Annotated in this window: 17 protein-coding genes, 4 pseudogenes and 1 riboswitch; of the genes and pseudogenes, 14 read left to right on the top strand and 7 right to left on the bottom strand. The window is 70.7% G+C overall.

The genetic code is table 11. The features are described 5' to 3' along the window. Nucleotides 1-38: 38 nt before the first annotated feature. Both AAFF41_RS39325 and AAFF41_RS51840 read right to left on the bottom strand, forming a co-directional pair. Complete coding sequence (locus AAFF41_RS39325; protein ID WP_319749438.1) at nt 39-722, bottom strand: glutathione S-transferase family protein; 684 nt, start codon at nt 720-722, stop codon at nt 39-41. A 203-nt stretch (nt 723-925) separates the two neighbouring features. Next, a complete protein-coding gene (locus tag AAFF41_RS51840; protein WP_351660076.1) occupies nt 926-1,006 on the bottom strand; it encodes a putative leader peptide in 81 nt (26 codons plus the stop codon). 30 nt (nt 1,007-1,036) lie between these two features. Then, nucleotides 1,037-1,182, bottom strand: a riboswitch (SAM riboswitch). Nucleotides 1,183-1,647: 465 nt separating this feature from the next. Here AAFF41_RS51840 and AAFF41_RS39330 point away from each other — a divergent pair. From AAFF41_RS39330 to AAFF41_RS39365, 8 genes and pseudogenes are all read left to right on the top strand, one after another. Continuing rightward, nucleotides 1,648-2,613, top strand: a complete 966-nt coding sequence (locus AAFF41_RS39330) for an amino acid ABC transporter permease (protein WP_319749437.1) — start codon at nt 1,648-1,650, stop codon at nt 2,611-2,613. Beyond that, nucleotides 2,610-3,433, top strand: a pseudogene (locus tag AAFF41_RS39335) (amino acid ABC transporter ATP-binding protein). The gene AAFF41_RS39330 and the pseudogene AAFF41_RS39335 overlap by 4 nt, the downstream one beginning before the upstream one ends. 112 nt (nt 3,434-3,545) lie before the next feature. Continuing rightward, nucleotides 3,546-4,571 carry an ABC transporter substrate-binding protein gene (locus AAFF41_RS39340; RefSeq protein ID WP_319749435.1) on the top strand — a complete coding sequence of 342 codons (1,026 nt, stop codon included), beginning with the start codon at nt 3,546-3,548 and terminating at the stop codon, nt 4,569-4,571. Between the two features lie 26 nt (nt 4,572-4,597). Next, the gene (locus AAFF41_RS39345; protein ID WP_343325497.1) at nt 4,598-5,335 is read left to right on the top strand and encodes a GNAT family N-acetyltransferase; all 738 of its coding nucleotides are present in this window, start codon (nt 4,598-4,600) and stop codon (nt 5,333-5,335) included. 106 nt (nt 5,336-5,441) lie between these two features. Continuing rightward, complete coding sequence (locus tag AAFF41_RS39350; RefSeq protein ID WP_343326426.1) at nt 5,442-5,531, top strand: putative leader peptide; 90 nt, start codon at nt 5,442-5,444, stop codon at nt 5,529-5,531. Nucleotides 5,532-5,653: 122 nt separating this feature from the next. Next, the gene (locus AAFF41_RS39355; protein ID WP_343326427.1) at nt 5,654-6,841 is read left to right on the top strand and encodes an LLM class flavin-dependent oxidoreductase; all 1,188 of its coding nucleotides are present in this window, start codon (nt 5,654-5,656) and stop codon (nt 6,839-6,841) included. 17 nt (nt 6,842-6,858) lie between these two features. After that, the gene (locus AAFF41_RS39360; protein WP_319749432.1) at nt 6,859-8,247 is read left to right on the top strand and encodes an NtaA/DmoA family FMN-dependent monooxygenase; all 1,389 of its coding nucleotides are present in this window, start codon (nt 6,859-6,861) and stop codon (nt 8,245-8,247) included. Nucleotides 8,248-8,254: 7 nt separating this feature from the next. Beyond that, nucleotides 8,255-8,830: pseudogene (locus AAFF41_RS39365) on the top strand (LLM class flavin-dependent oxidoreductase); the annotation flags it as partial. A 64-nt stretch (nt 8,831-8,894) separates the two neighbouring features. Here AAFF41_RS39365 and AAFF41_RS39370 read toward each other — a convergent pair. Further along, entirely contained in the window at nt 8,895-9,710 is an 816-nt protein-coding gene (locus AAFF41_RS39370) for a DUF899 domain-containing protein (RefSeq protein WP_343325499.1), read from the bottom strand. A gap of 266 nt (nt 9,711-9,976) precedes the next feature. On the opposite strand from AAFF41_RS39370, the gene AAFF41_RS39375 reads away from it, so the two are divergent. Continuing rightward, on the top strand, nt 9,977-10,276 hold the full coding sequence (locus AAFF41_RS39375; protein WP_319749430.1) for a hypothetical protein: 300 nt from the start codon (nt 9,977-9,979) through the stop codon (nt 10,274-10,276). A 149-nt stretch (nt 10,277-10,425) separates the two neighbouring features. Here AAFF41_RS39375 and AAFF41_RS39380 read toward each other — a convergent pair whose 3' ends face one another. Continuing rightward, a complete protein-coding gene (locus AAFF41_RS39380) occupies nt 10,426-11,253 on the bottom strand; it encodes an alpha/beta fold hydrolase (protein ID WP_319749429.1) in 828 nt (275 codons plus the stop codon). Nucleotides 11,254-11,541: 288 nt separating this feature from the next. On the opposite strand from AAFF41_RS39380, the gene AAFF41_RS39385 reads away from it, so the two are divergent. After that, nucleotides 11,542-11,910: a hypothetical protein gene (locus AAFF41_RS39385; protein WP_343325500.1), complete on the top strand. Its 369-nt coding sequence runs from the start codon at nt 11,542-11,544 to the stop codon at nt 11,908-11,910. A gap of 149 nt (nt 11,911-12,059) precedes the next feature. Here AAFF41_RS39385 and AAFF41_RS39390 read toward each other — a convergent pair. The 3 genes and pseudogenes from AAFF41_RS39390 to AAFF41_RS39405 all read right to left on the bottom strand — a co-directional run. Continuing rightward, nucleotides 12,060-13,097 (bottom strand): annotated as a pseudogene (locus tag AAFF41_RS39390) (RNA polymerase sigma factor); the annotation flags it as partial. Then, nucleotides 13,082-14,977 (bottom strand): annotated as a pseudogene (locus AAFF41_RS39400) (UvrA family protein). The pseudogenes AAFF41_RS39400 and AAFF41_RS39390, both read right to left, overlap by 16 nt. Before the next feature lie 92 nt (nt 14,978-15,069). Next, nucleotides 15,070-15,936: a CDP-alcohol phosphatidyltransferase family protein gene (locus AAFF41_RS39405; protein ID WP_319749427.1), complete on the bottom strand. Its 867-nt coding sequence runs from the start codon at nt 15,934-15,936 to the stop codon at nt 15,070-15,072. A gap of 107 nt (nt 15,937-16,043) precedes the next feature. Here AAFF41_RS39405 and AAFF41_RS39410 point away from each other — a divergent pair, with 107 nt between their 5' ends. The 4 genes from AAFF41_RS39410 (at nt 16,044) to AAFF41_RS39425 (ending at nt 19,763) form a co-directional block, all read left to right on the top strand. After that, nucleotides 16,044-17,024, top strand: a complete 981-nt coding sequence (locus tag AAFF41_RS39410) for a dehydrogenase (protein WP_343325501.1) — start codon at nt 16,044-16,046, stop codon at nt 17,022-17,024. 137 nt (nt 17,025-17,161) lie between these two features. After that, nucleotides 17,162-17,560, top strand: a complete 399-nt coding sequence (locus tag AAFF41_RS39415) for a 6-pyruvoyl trahydropterin synthase family protein (protein ID WP_319749425.1) — start codon at nt 17,162-17,164, stop codon at nt 17,558-17,560. Further along, the gene (locus AAFF41_RS39420; protein WP_319749424.1) at nt 17,557-18,822 is read left to right on the top strand and encodes a glycosyltransferase family 4 protein; all 1,266 of its coding nucleotides are present in this window, start codon (nt 17,557-17,559) and stop codon (nt 18,820-18,822) included. The genes AAFF41_RS39415 and AAFF41_RS39420 overlap by 4 nt, the downstream gene beginning before the upstream one ends. Beyond that, entirely contained in the window at nt 18,819-19,763 is a 945-nt protein-coding gene (locus tag AAFF41_RS39425) for a class I SAM-dependent methyltransferase (RefSeq protein WP_319749423.1), read from the top strand. Before AAFF41_RS39420 ends, AAFF41_RS39425 begins: the two co-directional genes overlap by 4 nt. The last annotated feature ends 92 nt before the right edge of the window (nt 19,764-19,855 follow it).

A 19,855-nucleotide genomic window follows, 5' to 3' on the forward strand; every position in this document is an offset into this window, starting at 1 on the left:
CCGGGCCCTACCGGCCCCGGCGACGTTGGCGTACGCGGTCAGCGCACCTTGCCGTGGAAGGCCGGGTGGGCGTCGAGCCGACGTACGTAGTCGCGGAGGCGGCCGTACGGCGAGAGAGACTCCGTCGGGCCGAGTTGGGTCAGGGCCACCCAGAGGTCGACGTCCGCGGCCGTCAGCTCGTCGCCCAACGCGTGGACGTGCGAGGCGAGTTGCCGGTCCAGTGACTGGAGTGTTGTCGTGCGCGCGAGCGGCGCCGCGGTAGGGGTGACGTCCCGGTCGAGGAGTTCGCGCAAGGCGTCGATGTCCGCGGTGAGGGCCGGTGGGTTCAGCCGGGGGAGGCGGGCGTCGCCCTGGCAGACCGGCAGTCCGGCGAGGTCACGCAGGATGTCCGGCGTGTGGTTGCTGACGATCCGTCCGCTCCAACGGTCGCACAGGGCGGGCGCCGTGAGCGGACCGTCGTAGTGGTGCCAGGTGGCCTCGTACGCGCCGCGCAGCGCGGCGAACGCGTCGGGTGTCTCGGCGGGAAGCGTCAGCAACGTGGTGGCGACCGAGTCGTGGAGGCCGAGCAGTTCCAGGGTGACCGAGATGCGCAGCGAACGCGGACAGCCCTCGGCGAGGTACAGCTGATAGCGGTGCGGCGCCGGGTAGAAACCGCCGGCCAGGCCGACGCCGATGCGGCTGCGGATGCGGTGAGGGGCGGCGAGCGAGACTGTCTCGGGCATGACTCTCCAGGGAACGTCGAAGCCCCCGCGGCCCGTTGGGCGGCGGTGGCGGAACGGAGTGACCGCGCTGACGTACGGGCCGGTCCGGATCGTGGGACGTACCCGACCGGACGGACCGCGTGGACCAGTGCGCGCAGGACGGACCGCAGGGACCAGTACGCGCTGGACGGACCGCAGGGACCAGTACGGACGGACCGCCTGGACTAGTACGCGCTGGAGACCCGCTGCAGATCGATGTGCAGGCGCCTGGTCAGACCGTTCGTGCTCCTCCTGGCCATTCCCATCGCTCCCGTGTCCGGGGCTCGCGAGAGGCGAGACCACGCTTGCCCCGCCGCACCGGCGGGACCCGGTCGTCACCCGGGGCACCCCGTCGCGGTGGAAGGGTTGCCTGTCAGCGGGCCGGGGCCGATAACCGCGTCGAACGGGAGAACCCGCACGACGGGCGCTGACAATCGTGACCGTCCCCGTCAGTCTCGGTGCGGTCCGCGGAGCCGTCAAGAAGGCATATGCGCGGTCTCACCACGTGGTCATTCCGGCCGGTGCGCGTTGACATTCGTTTGGGGCCATGCCTAACTTACGCCGCATCGGACCGGATCGATTCCGGTGCGTTCGAGGCCCAACGGGGCGGAACGGTGACGGTGAACGCGATGTACGCAGCTGACGGGACGACCGCTTCGCGGCGCCACGGCTGCTCCGCCGCCGCACGGTGTTGTAGCTCCCGCGGCGCCCGCTGTCTCTGTCAGGGCTGACCGCTTCCGCCTTCCGCGGCGTTGAACGTCCGCACGGCTCGACCTCCTTCGCCCGCCGTCCTGTCGGCGTGGTGTCGGTGAGCCTCTCCTCCCTCCGTACCCCCTGACATCCGTCTGTCCCCGCGCGCACCGCCGTACGGGCCGCGGCGGTGTGTCCGCATTCGTTGGAGCCCTCCATGAGTGAATCCCTGGGCTCCGCCGTGCCGTTGAGCACGACGGAGCCCCGCCCGGCCGCGGCACAGCGCGTGCTGCCCCTGCGCCACCCCGGCCGCTGGATCGCCTCGGCGATCGTGCTCGTCGTGGTCGCCCAGATCGTCCACGGGCTGGCGACCAACCCCTTCTTCCAGTGGGACCGGTTCCCGTACTGGTTCCTGCGTCCCACGATCCTCGACGGCTTGCTCATCACCCTCGAAGTGACGTTCTACAGCGCTGTGTTGGGCCTGCTGGGCGGCATCCTGCTCGCCCTGGCCCGACTCTCCAAGAGCCCCGTGCTGCGCGCGGTGAGCTGGGTCTACATCTGGCTGTTCCGCTCGGTGCCGCTCATCGTCGTCCTGCTCTTCCTCTACAACTTCAGCGCGCTCTACAAGACGCTGAGCCTAGGCGTCCCCTTCGGCCCCGCCTTCCTCACCTTCGACGAGTCCCGGCTCGCCACCGACATGGTCGTCGCGGTCGTCGGACTGAGCCTCAACGAGGCGGCGTACGCGGCGGAGGTGGTCCGCGGTGGCATCCTCTCCGTCGACCAGGGCCAGCACGAGGCGGCCTCCGCACTCGGTCTGCCCAAGGGCTACCAGTTCACGAGGATCGTCTTCCCGCAGGCACTGCGCTCCATCACCCCGAACTACGTCAACCAGCTGATCGGCCTGATCAAGGGCACCTCGCTGGTCTTCTACGTCTCGCTGCTCGACCTCTTCGGCTCGGTGCAGAGCATGGGCTCCACCTACCCCGGCGACATCGTGCCGCTGCTGCTGGTCGCCACCGCCTGGTACCTGATCCTCACGAGCGTCGTGTCCGTCGTCCAGTTCTATGTCGAGCGGTACTACTCGCGGGGCGCGCTGCGCTCCCTCCCGCCGACCCCGTTGCAGAAGGCCCGCACCGGGCTGCGTGACCTGCGGGCCCGGGTCCGCAAGGAGGCGGCGATATGACCGGCGAGACACACGCGATCCGACCGGCCGCCGTCGAGGTGCGCGATGTGCACAAGTGGTACGGCGCCCAACGCGTGCTGAACGGAGTGGAGTTGACGGTGCGGCCCGGAGAGGTCACCGTGATCCTCGGCCCGTCCGGCTCCGGCAAGTCCACCCTCCTCAGGGTGATCAACCACCTGGAGAAGCCCGAGATCGGCCATGTCAGCCTGAACGGCGAGCTGATCGGCGTACGCCGACACGGCGAGCGCAGCGAGACGGGGGTCCCCCCGGCCGAAGGCCGGGGAGGCTCAAGGAGCTGACCGAGCGGGCGATCCTGGCCCAGCGCGGCCGGATCGGGTTCGTCTTCCAGAACTTCAACCTGTTCCCGCATCTGACGGTGCTGGACAACGTGGCGGCCGCGCCGGTGGCGACCCGAGGGCTGAAGCGGCCCGAGGCCAGGGAACTCGCGCGCACCCTCCTCGACCGCGTGGGTCTGGCCGACAAGGCCGACGCCTATCCACGGCAGTTGTCGGGCGGCCAGCAGCAGCGGGTCGCCATCGCCCGCGCCCTCGCGCTGCGGCCCGGAGTCATCCTCTTCGACGAGCCGACCTCCGCCCTCGACCCCGAGCTGGTCGGCGAGGTACTCGCCGTCATCAAGGACCTGGCCACCAGCGGCACCACGCTCGTCATCGTGACCCACGAGATCGGCTTCGCCCGCGAGGTGGCCGACCGGATCGTCTTCCTCGACGAGGGCCGCGTCGTCGAACAGGGTTCGCCCACCGAGGTGCTGGACCACCCGACGCACGAGCGGACCAGGGACTTCCTGAGCAAGGTCCTCTGACGTCCACGCCCTCACCGCACCTTCATCCACCGCACCTTCACCCAATCACGCCTTCCCCCACCGTGCCTTCCCCACCACACGGTTCACTCACGAGCATCGGACAAGGACAGCCATGCACACCCTCATCCTCCGCAGCAGACTCCTCCGTGGCCTCACCGCCTCCACCGCCGTCGCCGCCCTCGCCGCCGGGCTCGCCGCCTGCGGGGGCGAGAGCGACGCGGCCACCACCTCCGACAGCGCGGCCGCCGGCACCGTCACCGTGGGCGCGCTCTCCAACGGCGCCGCGCGGCAGACCGACCTCAAGGTGTCCGAGGTCAAAGCCGTCAGCGCCGAGCTACCCAAGTCCGTCGCCAAGAACGGCAAGCTGGTCATCGGCATCGGCGCGCTGCCCGCCGGGTTCCCGCCGCTGGCGTACGTCGGCCAGGACCAGAAGACCCTCACCGGTGCCGAACCCGACCTCGGCCGACTGGTCGCCGCGGTCCTCGGACTGAAGGCGGAGGTGAAGAACTCGACCTGGGAGAACCTGTTCGTCGGCATCGACAGCGGCAAGGTCGACGTCGCCTTCTCGAACGTCACCGACACCGAGGAACGCAAGAAGAAGTACGAGTTCGCCTCCTACCGGCAGGACAACCTCGCCTTCGAGGTGCCGAAGCAGAGCACCTGGAACTTCGCGGGCGACTACGAGAACCTGGCCGGCAGGACCGTCTCCGTGGGCGCCGGAACCAACCAGGAGAAGATCCTCCTGGAGTGGAAGGCGAAGCTCGCGAAGGAGGGCAAGAAGCTCACCGTCAAGTACTTCCAGGACAACAACAGCGTCTATCTGGCGCTGTCCAGTGGGAAGATCGACGCCTACTTCGGGCCCAACCCCGGTATCTCGTACCACATCACCCAGACGGCGAAGACGCCCAACCCGACCCGCAACGCGGGCAAGTTCTCCGGCGCGGGCGCGACGCTCCAGGGCCTGATCGCGGCCACCGCGAAGAAGGACAGCGGGCTGGCCAAGCCGGTCGCCGACGCGATCAACCACCTCATCAAGGACGGTCAGTACGCCAAGTGGCTCGCCGCCTGGAACCTCTCCAACGAGGCCGTCAGCACCGCGCGGATCAACCCGCCCGGCCTGCCGCTCGACAACTCCTGACCGCTTCCCGGAGGTCCGACACCACCATGTCCACCGTCGCCCGACCGACCCCGCAGCAGAGCCCGGCGACCCCCCACATCCTGGACAACGCCGCCTGGGCAGCGCTGACCGGCCCGCACGCCCCCTTCGCCGAGCGCGTAGGACGTGCCGCCCGCTACCCCCTGGACGTCTCCCCGTTCACCGCCCTCGCCGACCCGGCCGACCCACGCGCCTGGGACGACCTCGCCGCGCTCGTCGGCCCCGGCACCGTCACCCCCGTGACCGGGGCGAAGTCGGCGCCCCAGGGCTGGGAAACGGTCCAGCACGGCCAGGGCGTACAACTGGTCGACACCGCGCTGCGCGCCGAGCCCGCCCCCGAAGCGGTCCGGCTCGGGCCCGACGACGTCCCCGAGATCCTGGACCTGATCGCCCTGACCGAGCCGGGGCCCTTCCTGCCCCGCACGGTCGAACTCGGCACCTACCTCGGTATCCGGCACCGCGGCCGGCTCATCGCCCTGGCGGGCGAACGGCTGCGACCGCCCGGCTGGACGGAGATCAGCGCGGTCTGCACCGCCCCGGACCACCGCGGCAAGGGCCTGGCCACGCGACTGGTCCGCGCGATCGCGGCCGGCATCAGGGAGCGCGGAGACACGCCCTTCCTGCATGCCTCCGCGACCAACACCGGCGCGATCCGGCTCTACGAGTCGATCGGCTTCACCCTGCGCCGCCGCTCGGAGTTCCTCCTCGTCCGAACTCCGGGCGCCCAGCAGGAACAGACGGCGTAGGCGGACCGTTGTGTTGAAGGGATTCACGATGCCGGCGCGGCCACGGGCCCGCCGGGACACGGAAGCGGAGGTGAGGGACGTGCGAGTCGGGTCCGCTCTCCGCGTCATGGCGCTCGTCCCGCGCCGCCGTGTGCACCTGCACTCCCGGCCGCACATCGATCTCCAGCGCGTGGCCGGCGCGCTCTGTCGTCCCTGACCTGTCACCCCGCCGCCGCGCCCTCCGCGCAGAGGGCCGCGCTCTCGTACGGTCGACCAGGAAGGCACCCCCTCCGTGTCCGCATCATCTTCGCTGCCCGATTCCTCCCCCTCGTCCCCCACCTGCACCTCGCCGTCGCGCTCGACGGCGCCGGCTGGCACCCCGCCGCCTGGCGCGAGCCGGTGGCCCGCCCCCGTGAGCTGCTCACCGCCGGGTACTGGACGGACCTGGTCACCGAGGCCGAGCGCGGTCTCCTCGACTTCGTGACCATCGAGGACGCCCTCGGACTCCAGTCCTCCCGCCTCACCGAGCCCGACAGCCGCACCGACCAGGTCCGCGGGCGCCTGGACGCCGTCCTGATCGCCGCCCGCGTCGCCCCGCTGACCAGCCACATAGGACTGGTCCCGACCGCCGTCGTCACCCACACCGAGCCCTTCCACATCTCCAAGGCGATCGCCACCCTCGACTACGTCAGCACGGGCCGTGCGGGCGTACGGGTGCAGGTGTCGGCCCGCGCGCACGAAGCCGGGCACTTCGGCCGCCGTACGCTCCCGCCGCTGCGCATCGAGGATCTGGACGGCCCGGCCCTGCGCGAGCTGACGACCGACCTCTTCGACGAGGCCGCGGACTACGTCGAAGCGGTGCGCCGGCTCTGGGACAGCTGGGATGACGACGCGGAGATCCGGGACGTCGCCACCGGACGCTTCGTCGACCGCGACAAACTGCACTACATCGACTTCGAGGGCAAGCACTTCAGCGTCAAGGGCCCCTCGATCACCCCCCGCCCGCCGCAGGGCCAGCCGATCGTCAGCGCCCTGGCCCACGCGACCGTCCCCTACCGACTGGTGGCCCGGGCCGCCGACATCGGTTACGTCACCCCGCACGACGCCGGCCAGGCCCGCGCCGTCGTCGCGGAGATCCGCGCCGAGCGGACGGCGGCCGGCCGCGCCGACGAACCCCTGCACCTCTTCGGTGACCTCGTGGTGTTCCTGGACGACGACCCGGCCGCCGCAGCGGCCCGCCGCGAGCGACTCGACGCCCTGGCCGGATACCCGTACACCAGCGATGCCCGGATCTTCACCGGCACGCCCGCCCAACTGGCGGATCTGCTGCAGGAGTTGGGGGAGGCAGGACTGTCCGGCTTCCGACTGCGTCCCGCCGTCCTCGGCCACGACCTCCCCGCCGTCACCCGGGGCCTCGTGCCCGAACTCCAGCGCCGGGGCGTCTTCCGGCAGTCGTACGAGTCCGACACCCTGCGCGGGCTGCTCGGCCTCTCCCGCCCCGCCAACCGCTACGCCGCCACCGCCTGAGCCGGAGGGACCCACTCATGAGCAGCACGTCACAGGACAAGCCCCGCAAGCAGGTCCACCTCGCGGCGCACTTCCCCGGCGTCAACAACACCACCGTGTGGAGCGACCCCGAGGCCGGCAGCCACATCGAGTTCAGCTCCTTCGCCCACTTCGCGCGCACCGCCGAGCGCGCCAAGTTCGACTTCCTGTTCCTCGCCGAGGGGCTGCGACTGCGCGAACAGGGCGGGAAGATCTACGACTTGGACGTCGTCGGCCGCCCCGACACCTTCACGATCCTCACCGCGCTCGCCGCCGTCACCGAACACCTCGGCCTGACCGGCACCATCAACTCCACCTTCAACGAGCCCTACGAGGTGGCCCGCCAGTTCGCCAGCCTCGACCACCTCTCCGACGGCCGCGCGGCCTGGAACGTGGTCACCTCCTGGGACGCCTTCACCGGCGAGAACTTCCGCCGCGGCGGCTTCCTCCCCCAGGAGGAGCGCTACTCCCGGGCCAAGGAGTTCCTGACCACGGCGAACGAGCTCTTCGACTCCTGGCACGGGGACGAGGTCCTCGCCGACCAGCAGACCGGCACGTTCCTGCGCGACGCGAAGGCCGGAGCCTTTGTGCACCAAGGCCAACACTTCGACATCCAGGGGCAGTTCAACGTGCCGCGCAGCCCGCAGGGACGCCCGGTGATCTTCCAGGCGGGCGACTCCGACGAGGGGCGCGAGTTCGCCGCCTCCAGCGCCGACGCGATCTTCAGCCGGTACGCCACCCTCAAGGAGGGCCAGGCGTTCTACACGGACGTCAAGGGACGCCTCGCCCGCTACGGCCGTGAGCGCGACCAGCTGCTGATCCTGCCCGCCGCGACCTTCGTCCTCGGCGACACGGACGCCGAGGCGGAGGAGATCTCCCGCGAGGTGCGCCGCCGGCAGGTCAGCGGCGCCACCGCGATCAAGCACCTGGAGTTCGTCTGGAACCGCGACCTGTCCGCGTACGACCCGGAAGGACCCCTGCCCGACATCGACCCGGACCTCGGCGAACACACCATCGCCCGGGGCCGCGCCCAGGTCCGGATGTACCGCGACCCGCTCGCCACGGCCCGCGAGTGGCGGGAGCTCGCGGCCGCCAACAAGTGGTCCATCCGCGATCTGGTCATCGAGACCGGCAACCGGCAGGCCTTCGTCGGCTCCCCGGCCACCGTCGCCGAGACCATCGACTCCTTCGTGCAGGCCGACGCCAGTGACGGCTTCATCCTCGTCCCGCACCTCACCCCCGGCGGCCTCGACACCTTCGCCGACACCGTGGTCCCGCTGCTCCAGGAGCGCGGCGTGTACCGCACCGCATACGAGGGCACGACCCTGCGCGACCACCTCGGCCTCGCCCACCCGGACCACGTGCGCGACGAGCGTGTGGCGTCATGAGATTCCTGGCCATCACCGGTCGGCGGACGGCGTCGAGGCACATGTCGTCCCGGGCGAGGGTGCGGACGTGCAGGTGTGGATCCTGGGCAGCAGCGGCGGGGAGAGCGCCACGGTCGCCGGCCGCAACGGGCTGCGCTTCGCGGCGAACTACCACGTCAGTCCGGCCACGGTGCTGGAGGCGGCGGAGGGCTACCGCGCCGCCTTCCAGCCGTCCGACGTCCTCGACAAGCCGTACGTCAGCGTGTCCGCGGACGTGGTCGTCGCCGAGGACGACGGGACCGCGCGCGAACTCGCCACCGGATACGGCCTCTGGGTCCGCAGCATCCGTACCGCCGAGGGCGCCATCGAGTTCCCGACGCCGAAGGAGGCCCGCGCCCACGTGTGGAGCGACCCGGACCGGGCGCTGGTCGCGGATCGCGTCGAGACCCGGTTCGTGGGCTCCCCGGGACACGTCGCCGACCAGGTGGAACAGCTCCAGGAGGCCACCGGGGCCGACGAGTTGCTGATCACGACCATCACCCACGGCCATGCGGACCGGGTGCGCTCGTACGAACTGCTGGCCGAGGAGTGGCGACGCAGATAGCGGTCATGACTCGGACGACACGTGGACCCGGCTTCCTCTTGCCGACGCCGTCGACGAAGGCGCGTCAGTGGTGGTGGCCGTGCCGGCCGAGGGTCTCCACGGGGGTCGCGCCGGGGCGGGTCCACTGCGGCACGGGCCGGCTGGTCGGTCCCCAGGTGGCGTTCCCGTCCGCGTCGGTGCGCCAGTACCAACAGGCCTGGCGGCCCTCGGACGGGTGCCCCTCGCGGACGTCGCCGATCACGGGCCGGCCCTCGGGGTTGTCCTCCCACGCCTCGCCGCGGCCGTAGGGCGTCATGTCGAGCAGGGCGAGGGACCCGTTGACCGGCTCGTTGCCACGACCCGTCGTGGAGTAGGTGAGGAACACGCGATCGCCGTCGCGCAGGAAACAGACGACGTGCCCCATTCCTCCGCCGATCGGCGCGTCCACACCGCGCACCGAGTACCAGGGCTGGGTGTAGCCCATGAACTCGACATAGGAGGCCACCTCGTCCCACGGGCCCGAGGTCACGACGGCGAACGAGACGCCGCGGGCGTTGAGATAGACGGCGTCCTTCACATGCCAGGCCGTGGTGGTGCAGCCCTCGCACTGCCCCTGGTGCGGCGCGCCGTCGTACCACATGTGCTGGTAGACCACGAGCTCGTCGCGGCCCTGGAACAGGTCCAGGAACGGGACCGGGCCGTCGGGTCCGACGACCTCGACCGTCCCGTCGAGCTCCACCATCGGCAGCCGGCGGCGGGCCGCGGCGAGGGCGTCGCCCTCGCGGGTGTGGGCCTTCTCGCGGACCAGGAGCGCGTCACGGGCGGCCTGCCAGGTGGCCGGGTCGACGACGGGTGGACGACCGGGCAGCGCGGCGGTCGGGTCACTCGGCGTGGTCGTCATGATGTCCTCCGTGATGTCTGGTGCCGGGCGGCGTCGCACGACGTCCCACGACGCTCACCAGAACAGACTCGCGCGCCGACCGGAACTCATCGCGGCGGGGGACACCTTCGACCGGGCCCGCGTGGAGGGGACTGCTCGGCGAGCGTACGAGGCTTTCCACAGGCGCCGGTACGCCTCCACACGCTCTGTCCGGCAAGGCCCGTGGGATGGAACGATTTCCGTGCTGGTACCCGCGTGGGGCACTACGAGCGGCAAGGGGGCTGGACATGGCTGTGGTGATGTCGATGCATTGGGCAGGGGTCACGCCGGAGCAGTACGACATGGTGCGGGATGTGGTGGGTTGGGAGGAGGTCCCGGCGACCGGTGGCCAGGTGCACGTGGCCTGGTTCGACGCCCAGGGGTTCCACGTGACCGATGTGTGGGAATCCCAGCAGGCGTTCGAGACCTTCTTCACCGAACGGCTCGCACCCGCGATCCAGAAGGCCGGCATCACCGGTACACCCGAGACAGGCGTCAGCCCGCTCCACCGGCGCTTCATCGCCGCCGGCATCAGCGGTGCGGCATAGGGACAGCGCAAACGCCGTTTCTGGCGCCGCGGAACTCGGTGAGCGACCGCTGCGAAGCCGTGCCTGCCGCGCGCCGGGCTTGGGGCTGCGGCACGCGGCAGGCAGGGGGCGGGACGGGCCGGGACGAGACGGGCCGGGGTACGGGACGGTCAGGCCGTAGCGTCGGGCTTGACGATCGTGCTGACGAAGTCGCCGATGGCTCCGAGGGTGCGTCCCATCTGCTCGATCTGCGGGAAGTGCCCGGCGTCGGGGATCGGGGCGAAGTGCCCGTCGGGGAACGAGTCGGCGTAGCCGCGCCCGTACTTCAGGGGCGCTATGCCGTCCTCCTCGCCCCAGACGACCAGCACCGGCACGGTCACCCGGTGCAGTCGGCCGCGCAGCTTCGGGTCGTACGTGAACCCCTCGCCCCCGTACACGGCGAGGGTCTTCTGGTTGGCGACCGCCGCGGCCCGCTGCGCATCGCTGAACGAGGCGAAGTCGGGGCGGAACCGCGCGTTGGCGAAGGACAACTGGCCCACCTCGGCCGGGGCCAGGGTGCGCGGGTCGACGACCCGGTTCTCCTTCATGTGGGCGTGGATGCCGACCGCGTTCAGCAGGGTCAGCGCGCCGATCCGGCCGTGGTTGTCGCGCAGGGCCATCTCGGCGGCGATCCAGCCGCCGATGGAGTTGCCGACCACCATGACGCCCTTCAGGTCCAGGGTGTCGAGCAGATCCAGGTACGCGACGGCCAGGTCGGCGACGGTGTCGAACCGCTCCGGGCGGGGGGTGCCGTCGAAGCCGGGGTGGGTCGGCGTGACGACGTACACGTGCTCGGACAGTGCGGACGAGATCCCGGCCACCGTGCGCGGGCCGGCACCGCCGTGCAGCATCAGCACGCCGGTGCCCTCGGTGTTCTCGCCGTACTCCTCGACAGTGACGGACAGTCCGCCGGTCAGCTCGACGGTGCGGGAGGCGGGGGTGGAGGTGGGGGTGGGCATGGTGAGGTCCTTGTCATCGCGTGGTGAGAGTCGACTCTCATGAAGTTAGAGGGTCGACTCTCTTCATGCAAGTGAACTCTCACGACGAGACTCGCCCATTCATGGGAGGACTCCGACGGTGGGTCTCGGCGTGTGACCGCGGCCTGCTGCATTGGCAGCACCGACGTCACCGGGTCGAGGTACTGCACCTCTGGCCGGCGGGCGGGACATACCGGATAAATGCGATCATCGCACCGGGGTGACATGGCGACTCCGAGCCGTCACCACATCTGGCAGGAGGAGCAATCGATGAACCTCACTCTGAAGCGCCTGCTCGGCGTTACCGCGGCGGTGGTCACGGGCGCGTCGGCCCTGCTCGGCACCGGCGTCGGCATCGCCGACGCCTCCGGTCGCGCGCACTGCGACCGCGCCGAACAGGACATGTGGAGCAGCGGCGGGCCCAGCCGCAACCTGACCGGCCACCACTGCAGCGTCCCGAACAACAAGAGACGCTGGTACACCATCGAGATCGACACCCTCGTACGGACCTACTACAAGAGGGACACTCTGGACGGAGGGGTCGACCGGACCGAGACCCTGCACCACAGAACCATCAGCTGCATGGGCTACACCTCCGGCGACGGCAAACTGAACTGGTTCGGATGCCCGCCCGCCTGACACACCGCCGATGGGTCGGCCCGGGAGGAAACCCCTCCTGAGCCGGCCGTCTCTCGGTGCCCCCCGTCGGCGTGCCTCCGACCGGCCCTTCTCTCTCTGCTCCCGGCGGGATTCGACCCCGCGGCACCCGCTGCAGGCGTGAGGGGGTATCAGCTGACGTCGAGGTAGTCCCGTAGGGCCTGGGAGCGGGAGGGGTGGCGCAGTTTGGACATCGTCTTGGACTCGATCTGACGGATGCGCTCACGTGTCACCCCGTACACCTGCCCGATCTCCTCCAGGGTCCGGGCCTGCCCGTCGATGAGGCCGTAGCGCAGGGAGATGATCCCCGCCTCGCGTGCGGTCATGTTCGCGAGGACGGCCTGGATGGCGTCCTTGAGGAGGAGGAAGGTGACCATGTCCGCGGGGGAGATGGTCTCGCTGTCCTCCAGGATGTCACCCAGTTCCGTGCCGCCGTCCTCGCCGAGCGGGGTGTGGAGTGAGACCGGCTGCTTGCTGTAGCCCTCTATCTCGGTGATCTTCTCGACGGGGACGTCCAGCTTGTCCGCGAGTTGTTCCGGTGTGGGTTCGGCCCCGGTGTCCTGGAGTATTTCCCGGCGCACCTTGGCCATGCGATTGATGACCTCGACCATGTGGACGGGAATGCGGATCGTCCGACTCTGGTCGGCCAGGGCGCGTGAAATCGCCTGCCGGATCCACCAGGTCGCATAGGTCGAGAACTTGAACCCTTTGGTGTAGTCGAATTTCTCCACCGCGCGGATCAGTCCCGTGTTCCCCTCCTGGATCAGATCCAGGAACAGCATTCCCCGCCTGCTGTACCGCTTGGCGATGGAGACGACCAGGCGCAGGTTCGCCTCGACGAGATGAGACTTCGCCACTTGTCCGTCCGCGGCGAGAATCTCCAGTTCGCGTTGGAATTCCGGGCTGATGTGCGGCTCCTCCGTCAGCCTTCGCTCGGCGAACAGACCCGCCTCGATCCGCTTCGCCAGCTCCACCTCCTTCTCGGCGTCGAGGAGGGAGACTCGGGCGATCTGCTTGAGGTAGTCGCGCACCTGATCGATCGTGGCGCCGCCGGAGGTGAGCCGGGGAGTGGGCGCGTCGTCGTCCTCGTCCGCATACGCGGCGGGATTGGGCGACTCCAGTTCCCATGCCTGAGTGTCCGTTTCCATGGCGCTCAACTCCTCTCCAGAAGCGGTCGGAGGAACTGCCCGGTGTAGGACCGAGGCTGGGCCGCCACCTGTTCGGGGGTGCCCTCGGCGATCACTGTGCCGCCGCGGTGGCCGCCTTCGGGACCCATGTCGACGATCCAGTAGGCGGTCTTGATCACGTCGAGGTCGTGCTCGATGACCACGACCGTGTTGCCTTGGTCGACGAGTCGGTGGAGCACGGCCAGCAGGTGGCGGACGTCCTCGACACGCAGGCCGGTGGTCGGCTCGTCGAGGACGTAGAGCGTTTCACAGGGCCCAGACCCACGTCATGGAGCGTCCTGAGGTACCGGGGGGTGATCGCGTGTTCCGCGAAGAAACCCCGGCCGGCCTCGATGGTCATGCCCAGTACGTCGGCGATGGACCTGCCTTTGAAGTGTACGTCCAGGGTCTCCCGGTTGTACTGCGCTCCGTGACACACCTCACACGGCACGTAGATGTCCGGGAGGAAGCGCATCTCGACCTCGAGGGTGCCGTCGCCGTAGCGGTGCTGCCGCAACCGGTCGAAGACTCCTGTGTACGTCGCCGGGTTCGACCGGGGGCTGCGGCCGATCGGGGACGGGTCGACCCGGACCACCTTGTCGATCTCCTCGACGCCGCTGATCGCGCCCCTCGCCGGACACGCCCGTGACGGCGACGAACTGCCCGAGCGGGAAGGAGACCGACACCTCGCGCCTTCACGGTCTTCTCGTCGTGCTCGACGACGCTCACGGTGTTGCCACCGTCCCGCAGCCGCGGCGGTGTCTCGACGAGCCGTCGGTTGTCGCGCTGGTGCGGCCCGATGCTCGGTTCGTCCAGCACGTACAGCACGCCGACCGGACCGGCGCCGATCCGGGTGGCCGGCCGGATCCGCTGTGCCTCGCCGCCGGACGGACGGGCGGCGGGCCGGTTCAGTGACAGATGGTCCAGGCCGACGTCGAGAAGGAACGGCAGTCGCCCGCCGATCTCCGCGACGACGGCGTCGGCGACTCGCCGCTCCCAGCCCGCCGGCTCCAGGTGCTGTACACATCGCGCGAGTTGATCGATGGGCAGTGCCGTCGGCTCGGCGATGGCGTGTCCGGCCACGGTGACGGCGAGCACGGCCGGTCTCAGCCGGGCGCCGCCGCAGGCCGGGCAGGGCAGCTCGTCGACAGGTGAGGTGGACCTGCTCCCGGAACCCGTGCAGCACCACCTTCTTCGCGGTGGCGGACAGATGACGCCAGGGGGCGGCGGTGCTGAACCCGGCCGCCGCGGCCACCGCTTCGAGCCGTCGGGTGAAGTACTCGGCACCGCTGGTGTTCGTCCACGGCGCGACGGCGCCCTCGGACAGCGACTTCTCCTCGTCCGGTACGACGAGTTCGGGGTCGACCTCCCTCCGTGAGTCCAGGCCGGTGCACTCGGGGCAGGCACCCCACGGCCCGTCGAAGGAGAACAGCCGCGGTTCCAGCGCCTCGAGGCCGATGTCCACGAGTCGACGCGGACGACGCCTCCGGCGAGCCCGAGCGCGGTCTCCACGGACTCGGTCAGCCGCTGTCGCGCACAAGCGTTCACCGCGAGCCGGTCCACGACCACGTCGATCGAGTGCTTCCTGCGCTTGTCCAGCGGTGGTGGCCCGGTGAGCGGCTGGACCTCCCCGCGACCCGCACCGGGCTGAACCCGTCGGCCCGCAACAGCTGGAACACGTCCGCATACAACGGTCGGATGTAGACGGAAAGCGATTCGCCGTAACACCGTCGGCCCTCGGCGAACATCGTGTCGAAAGCCAGGCGGGATTTACCCGAGCCCGATATTCCGGTGAAAACGATGAGCGCATTCCCGGGCAACTCCACGGAGATGTCACGCAGGTTGTGCCGACGGGCGCCCTTGACGACGAGCCGGTCTTTCACATGTCCGAACCCTACGACGCGGTAGAGCGTGCGGTTGCCGAATCGTTATCGACCGATTCCGCCCTCGGCGACGCTCCGCCCACGCCGCGACCTCACGCTTCGACGAGCTCGCGGACGCCGTCCCGCACCTGCTGCTCCTGCTCATGCTCCTGCTCCAGCACCCGTTCCTGCTCCAGCACCCGCTCGGTCTCCTGCGTCCGCTCCGTCTCCTGCGCCCGCTCCTGCGCCTGCTTCTGCTCACCGACCGGGTGGCGGTGGCGGTACAGCCAGGTGATGTCGCGGCCGAACGACCAGATGAGCGAGGCGAGCGCGAGGAGTACCAGGGCGGCGTTGCCCTCCAGGGGCATGATCCCGGCGCCCGCGACGAGCAGCACGATCCCCTGAAGGGCTGCCACGGTCTTGCGCGCCATGCTGTGCGGCAGGGCCGCGTTCAGCCAGGGCAGCCCCCGGGCCGCCGCCACGAACGCGTACCGCATGGTGCCGATCAGCAGCACCCAGGGGCCCAGCGACATCGAGACGTACACGCTCAGCACCAGGATGAGGAACGCGTCCACCTCCATGTCGAAGCGGGCGCCCAGCGCGGTCGAGGTGCCGGTGTGACGGGCGACCTTGCCGTCCACCCCGTCGAGGATCAGGGCGACCGCCGTGAGACCGACGAGCAGGCTGACCGGGGGCGAGCTCTCGAAGGAGTCCGCGACCAGGGCGGTGACCCCGCCGACCAGGATGGCCCGGCCGAGCGTCACCCGATTGGCCGGTCCGAAGGAACGGGGCCGTGAGCGACGCAGGGCACGGGTCAGAACCGCCCAGGTGGCGAGCGCGAAGGCCAGACCGGTCAGCCAGCCCGCGGGCCCCATCCCGATCGCCGTGCCCAGCAGAGCCAGCACCAGGAGCTGCAGACCCGCTCCCACCGTGGTCTCCTGCGCCAAGAGCCTCGCGTCGTACGTGTTGTTCAGGGCCACCGCAACATCCTCCGGCCGTATGACAGAGTCGATCAACGCCGCGTACAGTGCGCGGCTTGTCACCGCTCCGTACGTGAAGATCTGCTGAATCGTTCAGGGGGACGCTCATGGAACTCACAGCTCGTGCCTTCTGGCTGAGCTCGCCCGGCCACGCCGAGATACGCGAGGTCGCCCTGCCGGCCCCCGGCGAGGGGGAGGTGCTGGTGCGCACGCTCTACTCGGGAGTGAGCCGGGGCACCGAGACCCTCGTCTTCCGCGGCGGCGTTCCGGAAAGTCAGCATGCTTCGATGCGTGCACCGTTCCAGGACGGGGATTTCCCCGCACCGGTCAAGTACGGCTATTTGAGCGTCGGCCAGGTGGAAGAAGGCCCGGCGGGTCTGCGCGGCCGGACCGTCTTCTGCCTGTATCCGCACCAGACGCGCTACGTCGTGCCGCTGAGCGCCGTGACCGTCGTACCGGACTCCGTCCCCGCCCCGCGCGCCGTGCTCGCCGGGACCGTGGAGACCGCGGTCAACGCCCTGTGGGACGCGGCACCGCTGGTCGGCGACCGGATCGCCGTGGTGGGCGGCGGCATGGTCGGCTGCTCCATCGCCGCGCTCCTCGCCCGCTTCCCGGGTGTACGCGTCCAGCTGGTCGACGCCGACCCCGCGCGCGCCGACATCGCCCGCGCCCTGGGCGTCGACTTCGCGCTCCCCGCGGACGCCGCCGACGAGTGTGACCTCGTCGTGCACGCCAGCGCCACCGAGGCCGGGCTCACCCGGTCGCTGGAGCTGCTCGCCCAGGAGGGCACCGTCCTGGAGATGAGCTGGTACGGCGACCGGCGGGTCAGCCTGCCGCTGGGCGAGGCCTTCCACTCCCGGCGCCTGGTCGTGCGCAGCAGCCAGGTGGGTTCCGTTTCCCCGGCGCGGCGCGCCAGTCGGACGTACGCCGATCGGCTGGCACTCGCCCTGGAACTGCTCGCCGAGCCCGCCTTCGACGCGCTCGTCACCGGTGAGTGCGGCTTCGACGAACTGCCCGACGTGATGCCGAAGTTGGCCTCCGGATCGATACCCGGCCTGTGCCATCGCGTCGTCTACGAAGGCGTTTGAGCACTGAACAACCTGCCTGACCTCCAAAAACTGCAAAGAAAGGGGAACAGGCAGCTGAACAAGGAGAACGGGGCAGCCGTACTACACGGCATGGTCCCGGCAGGGGATCAGACGTGCCGCACCTGGAGGGTCGTCCGTTGTTCAGCATCACCGTCCGCGATCACCTGATGATCGCCCACAGCTTCCGTGGCGAGGTCTTCGGGCCCGCGCAGCGCCTGCACGGGGCGACGTTCCTGGTGGACGCCACGTTTCGCCGGGCCGAGCTGGACGACGACAACATCGTCGTCGACATCGGTCTGGCCACGCAGGAACTCGGCGCCGTCGTAAGCGCGCTGAACTACCGCAACCTCGACAACGAACCGGACTTCAAGGACACCAACACCTCGACGGAGTTCCTGGCCAAGGTCATCGCCGACCGCCTCGCCGAGCGCGTGCACGCCGGGGCCCTCGGCGAGGGCGCCCAAGGCCTCGCGGGTATCACGGTCACCCTGCACGAGTCGCACATCGCCTGGGCGAGTTACGAGCGTGCGCTGTGACCGACACGACCATGGACCAGGCGTCCCCCAAGTCCGGTCCGGTGTCCCCGAAGACCGGCGAGGCGTCTGCGAAGACCGGCCCGGCGGCCGCGAACGGCGACCAGGCTTCCCTGAACTACGTGCCCGTGCAGCACACGGCTCTCAAGAACGCCGAGATCATCCCCATGTCCCTGCGCTCCGTGCACTTCGTGATGCCGGGCGGTGTCGACGACGCGTCCGCGCCCAGCGGCGGCAACGCCTACGACCGGCGGCTCTGCCTCGACCTGCCCGGCTTCGGCTGGCAGGTCCACAAACACGCCGTCGCGGGCAGCTGGCCCCGGCCGTCGGCCTCCGCCCGTACGGAGCTGGCCCGCACGCTCAGTGAGTTCCCGGACGACTCGGTCGTCCTCCTCGACGGGCTCGTCGCCTGCGGCGTCCCCGAGATCATCGCCCCCGAGGCCGAACGGCTGCGTCTCGCCGTCCTGGTGCACCTGCCCCTCGGCGACGAGACCGGGCTCGCGGCCGCCGTGGCCGCCGAGCTGGACGCGAAGGAACGGGCGACGCTGCGGGCCGTGTCCGCCGTCGTCGCCACCAGCGACTGGGCCGTCCGCCGGCTGGTCGCCCACCACGGGCTCGCCCCGGAACGGGTCCATGTCGCCGCCCCGGGCGCCGACATCGCGCCCCTCGCCTCCGGCACCGACGGCGTCTCCCGGCTGCTGTGCGTCGCCGCGGTCACCCCGCGCAAGGGCCAGCACCGGCTGATCGAGGCCCTCGCCACCGTCACCGACCTGCCCTGGAGCTGCGTCTGCGTCGGCGGACTCACCCAGGACCCGACGTACGTCGCCCAGCTGCGCGGCCTGATCGAGAAGTACGGGCTCGGCGACCGGCTGCACCTCGCGGGACCGCAGGCGGGCGCGGAACTCGACGCGAGCTACGCGGCGGCCGACCTCATGGTCCTCACCTCCTACGCCGAGACGTACGGCATGGCCGTCACCGAGGCGCTCGCGCGCGGGATCCCGGTGCTGGCGACCGACGTGGGCGGTCTCCCCGAGGCGGTCGGGCGCGCGCCCGACGGCGGGGTCCCCGGCATCCTCGTACCCCCGGAGAACCCGGCGGCGCTCGCCGCGGAACTGCGCGGCTGGTTCGGCGAGGCCGATGTGCGCCGCCGGCTCAAGGCCGCCGCGCGCGGTCGCCGGGCCGCACTGGACGGCTGGGCGACCACCGCCCGCAGCCTGGCCGGTGTGCTGGGACGTCTTCCGCAGCAGCCTCGGAGGGCGGCATGAGTATGACTGCGACTCCGTCGGGAGTTCCGGAACAGGGCGTGTCGGAGGTGGACGTGCAGGGTGGTGTGTCCGGGGTTCCGGGGCAGCGCGTGAGCGCGCCCGACGACGACGTGCCCCGCTACGCCCCCCAGTGGCTCCAGCTGCGGGAGCCGGCGGACGCCGCCGCACGGGCGCCCGAACTGCTCGACCCGCTGCGCGTCCGGCTGGCCAACCGGCCGGGCCGCGGCGGCGATCTGGTGGTCCACGACCTCGGCTGCGGCACCGGCTCCATGGGCCGCTGGCTCGCCCCCCGGCTCGACGGCGCCCAGCACTGGATCCTGCACGACCGGGACCCCTATCTGCTGCACTTCGCGACCGTGGGCGCACCGCACGCGGCCGCCGACGGCAGCCGGGTCACGGTCACCACCCAGCGCGGTGACATCGGCCGGCTGACCGCGGACGCGCTGGCCGGGGCGTCGCTGGTGACGGCGTCCGCCCTCCTCGACGTGCTGACCCGTGAGGAGATCGACCGGCTCGCGGCGGCCTGCGCGGGCGCCGGGGTGCCGGCCCTGCTCACGCTCTCCGTCGTGGGGCGCGTCGAGTTCACACCGGCCGATCCGCTGGACGCCGAGTTCGCCGAGGCGTTCAACGCCCACCAGCGGCGCGGGGAACTGCTCGGCCCCGACGCGATCACGGCGGCCTGCGAGGCCTTCGACCGGCACGGCGCGACGGTACGGGTGCATCCGAGCCCCTGGCGGCTCGGCGCCGACGAGGCCGACCTCACGGCGGAGTGGCTGCGCGGCTGGGTCGGCGCGGCCGTCGAGGAGCGGCCCGCGCTGGCCGCCCGTGCAGAGTCATATCTGCAGTCCCGCCTCGCCGCCTGTGCCGCGGGTGAGCTGCGCGTACGGGTCCACCACAGCGACGTCCTGGCGCTGCCGCGGCCGACCGGCGGTGCGGCGTGAGCGCCGGGGCGGGGACGGCGGAAGCGGTCGGCGTGGACGCGGGCACCTCCCGCCCGCGCGGCGCGGCGACCGCGGTCCGGGTCCACGCCGAC

Source organism: Streptomyces mirabilis, assembly GCF_039503195.1.
Lineage (GTDB): Bacteria > Actinomycetota > Actinomycetes > Streptomycetales > Streptomycetaceae > Streptomyces > Streptomyces mirabilis_D.

What these genes read in the sequence shown, in the direction of transcription:
- AAFF41_RS39325 (WP_319749438.1), bottom strand. Translation starts at nt 722, where the DNA reads ATGCCCGAGACAGTCTCGCTCGCCGCCCCTCACCGCATCCGCAGCCGC.
- AAFF41_RS51840 (WP_351660076.1), bottom strand. Translation starts at nt 1,006, where the DNA reads ATGGGAATGGCCAGGAGGAGCACGAACGGTCTGACCAGGCGCCTGCAC.
- AAFF41_RS39330 (WP_319749437.1), top strand. Translation starts at nt 1,648, where the DNA reads ATGAGTGAATCCCTGGGCTCCGCCGTGCCGTTGAGCACGACGGAGCCC.
- AAFF41_RS39340 (WP_319749435.1), top strand. Translation starts at nt 3,546, where the DNA reads ATGCACACCCTCATCCTCCGCAGCAGACTCCTCCGTGGCCTCACCGCC.
- AAFF41_RS39345 (WP_343325497.1), top strand. Translation starts at nt 4,598, where the DNA reads ATGTCCACCGTCGCCCGACCGACCCCGCAGCAGAGCCCGGCGACCCCC.
- AAFF41_RS39350 (WP_343326426.1), top strand. Translation starts at nt 5,442, where the DNA reads ATGGCGCTCGTCCCGCGCCGCCGTGTGCACCTGCACTCCCGGCCGCAC.
- AAFF41_RS39360 (WP_319749432.1), top strand. Translation starts at nt 6,859, where the DNA reads ATGAGCAGCACGTCACAGGACAAGCCCCGCAAGCAGGTCCACCTCGCG.
- AAFF41_RS39370 (WP_343325499.1), bottom strand. Translation starts at nt 9,710, where the DNA reads ATGACGACCACGCCGAGTGACCCGACCGCCGCGCTGCCCGGTCGTCCA.
- AAFF41_RS39375 (WP_319749430.1), top strand. Translation starts at nt 9,977, where the DNA reads ATGGCTGTGGTGATGTCGATGCATTGGGCAGGGGTCACGCCGGAGCAG.
- AAFF41_RS39380 (WP_319749429.1), bottom strand. Translation starts at nt 11,253, where the DNA reads ATGCCCACCCCCACCTCCACCCCCGCCTCCCGCACCGTCGAGCTGACC.
- AAFF41_RS39385 (WP_343325500.1), top strand. Translation starts at nt 11,542, where the DNA reads ATGAACCTCACTCTGAAGCGCCTGCTCGGCGTTACCGCGGCGGTGGTC.
- AAFF41_RS39410 (WP_343325501.1), top strand. Translation starts at nt 16,044, where the DNA reads ATGGAACTCACAGCTCGTGCCTTCTGGCTGAGCTCGCCCGGCCACGCC.
- AAFF41_RS39425 (WP_319749423.1), top strand. Translation starts at nt 18,819, where the DNA reads ATGAGTATGACTGCGACTCCGTCGGGAGTTCCGGAACAGGGCGTGTCG.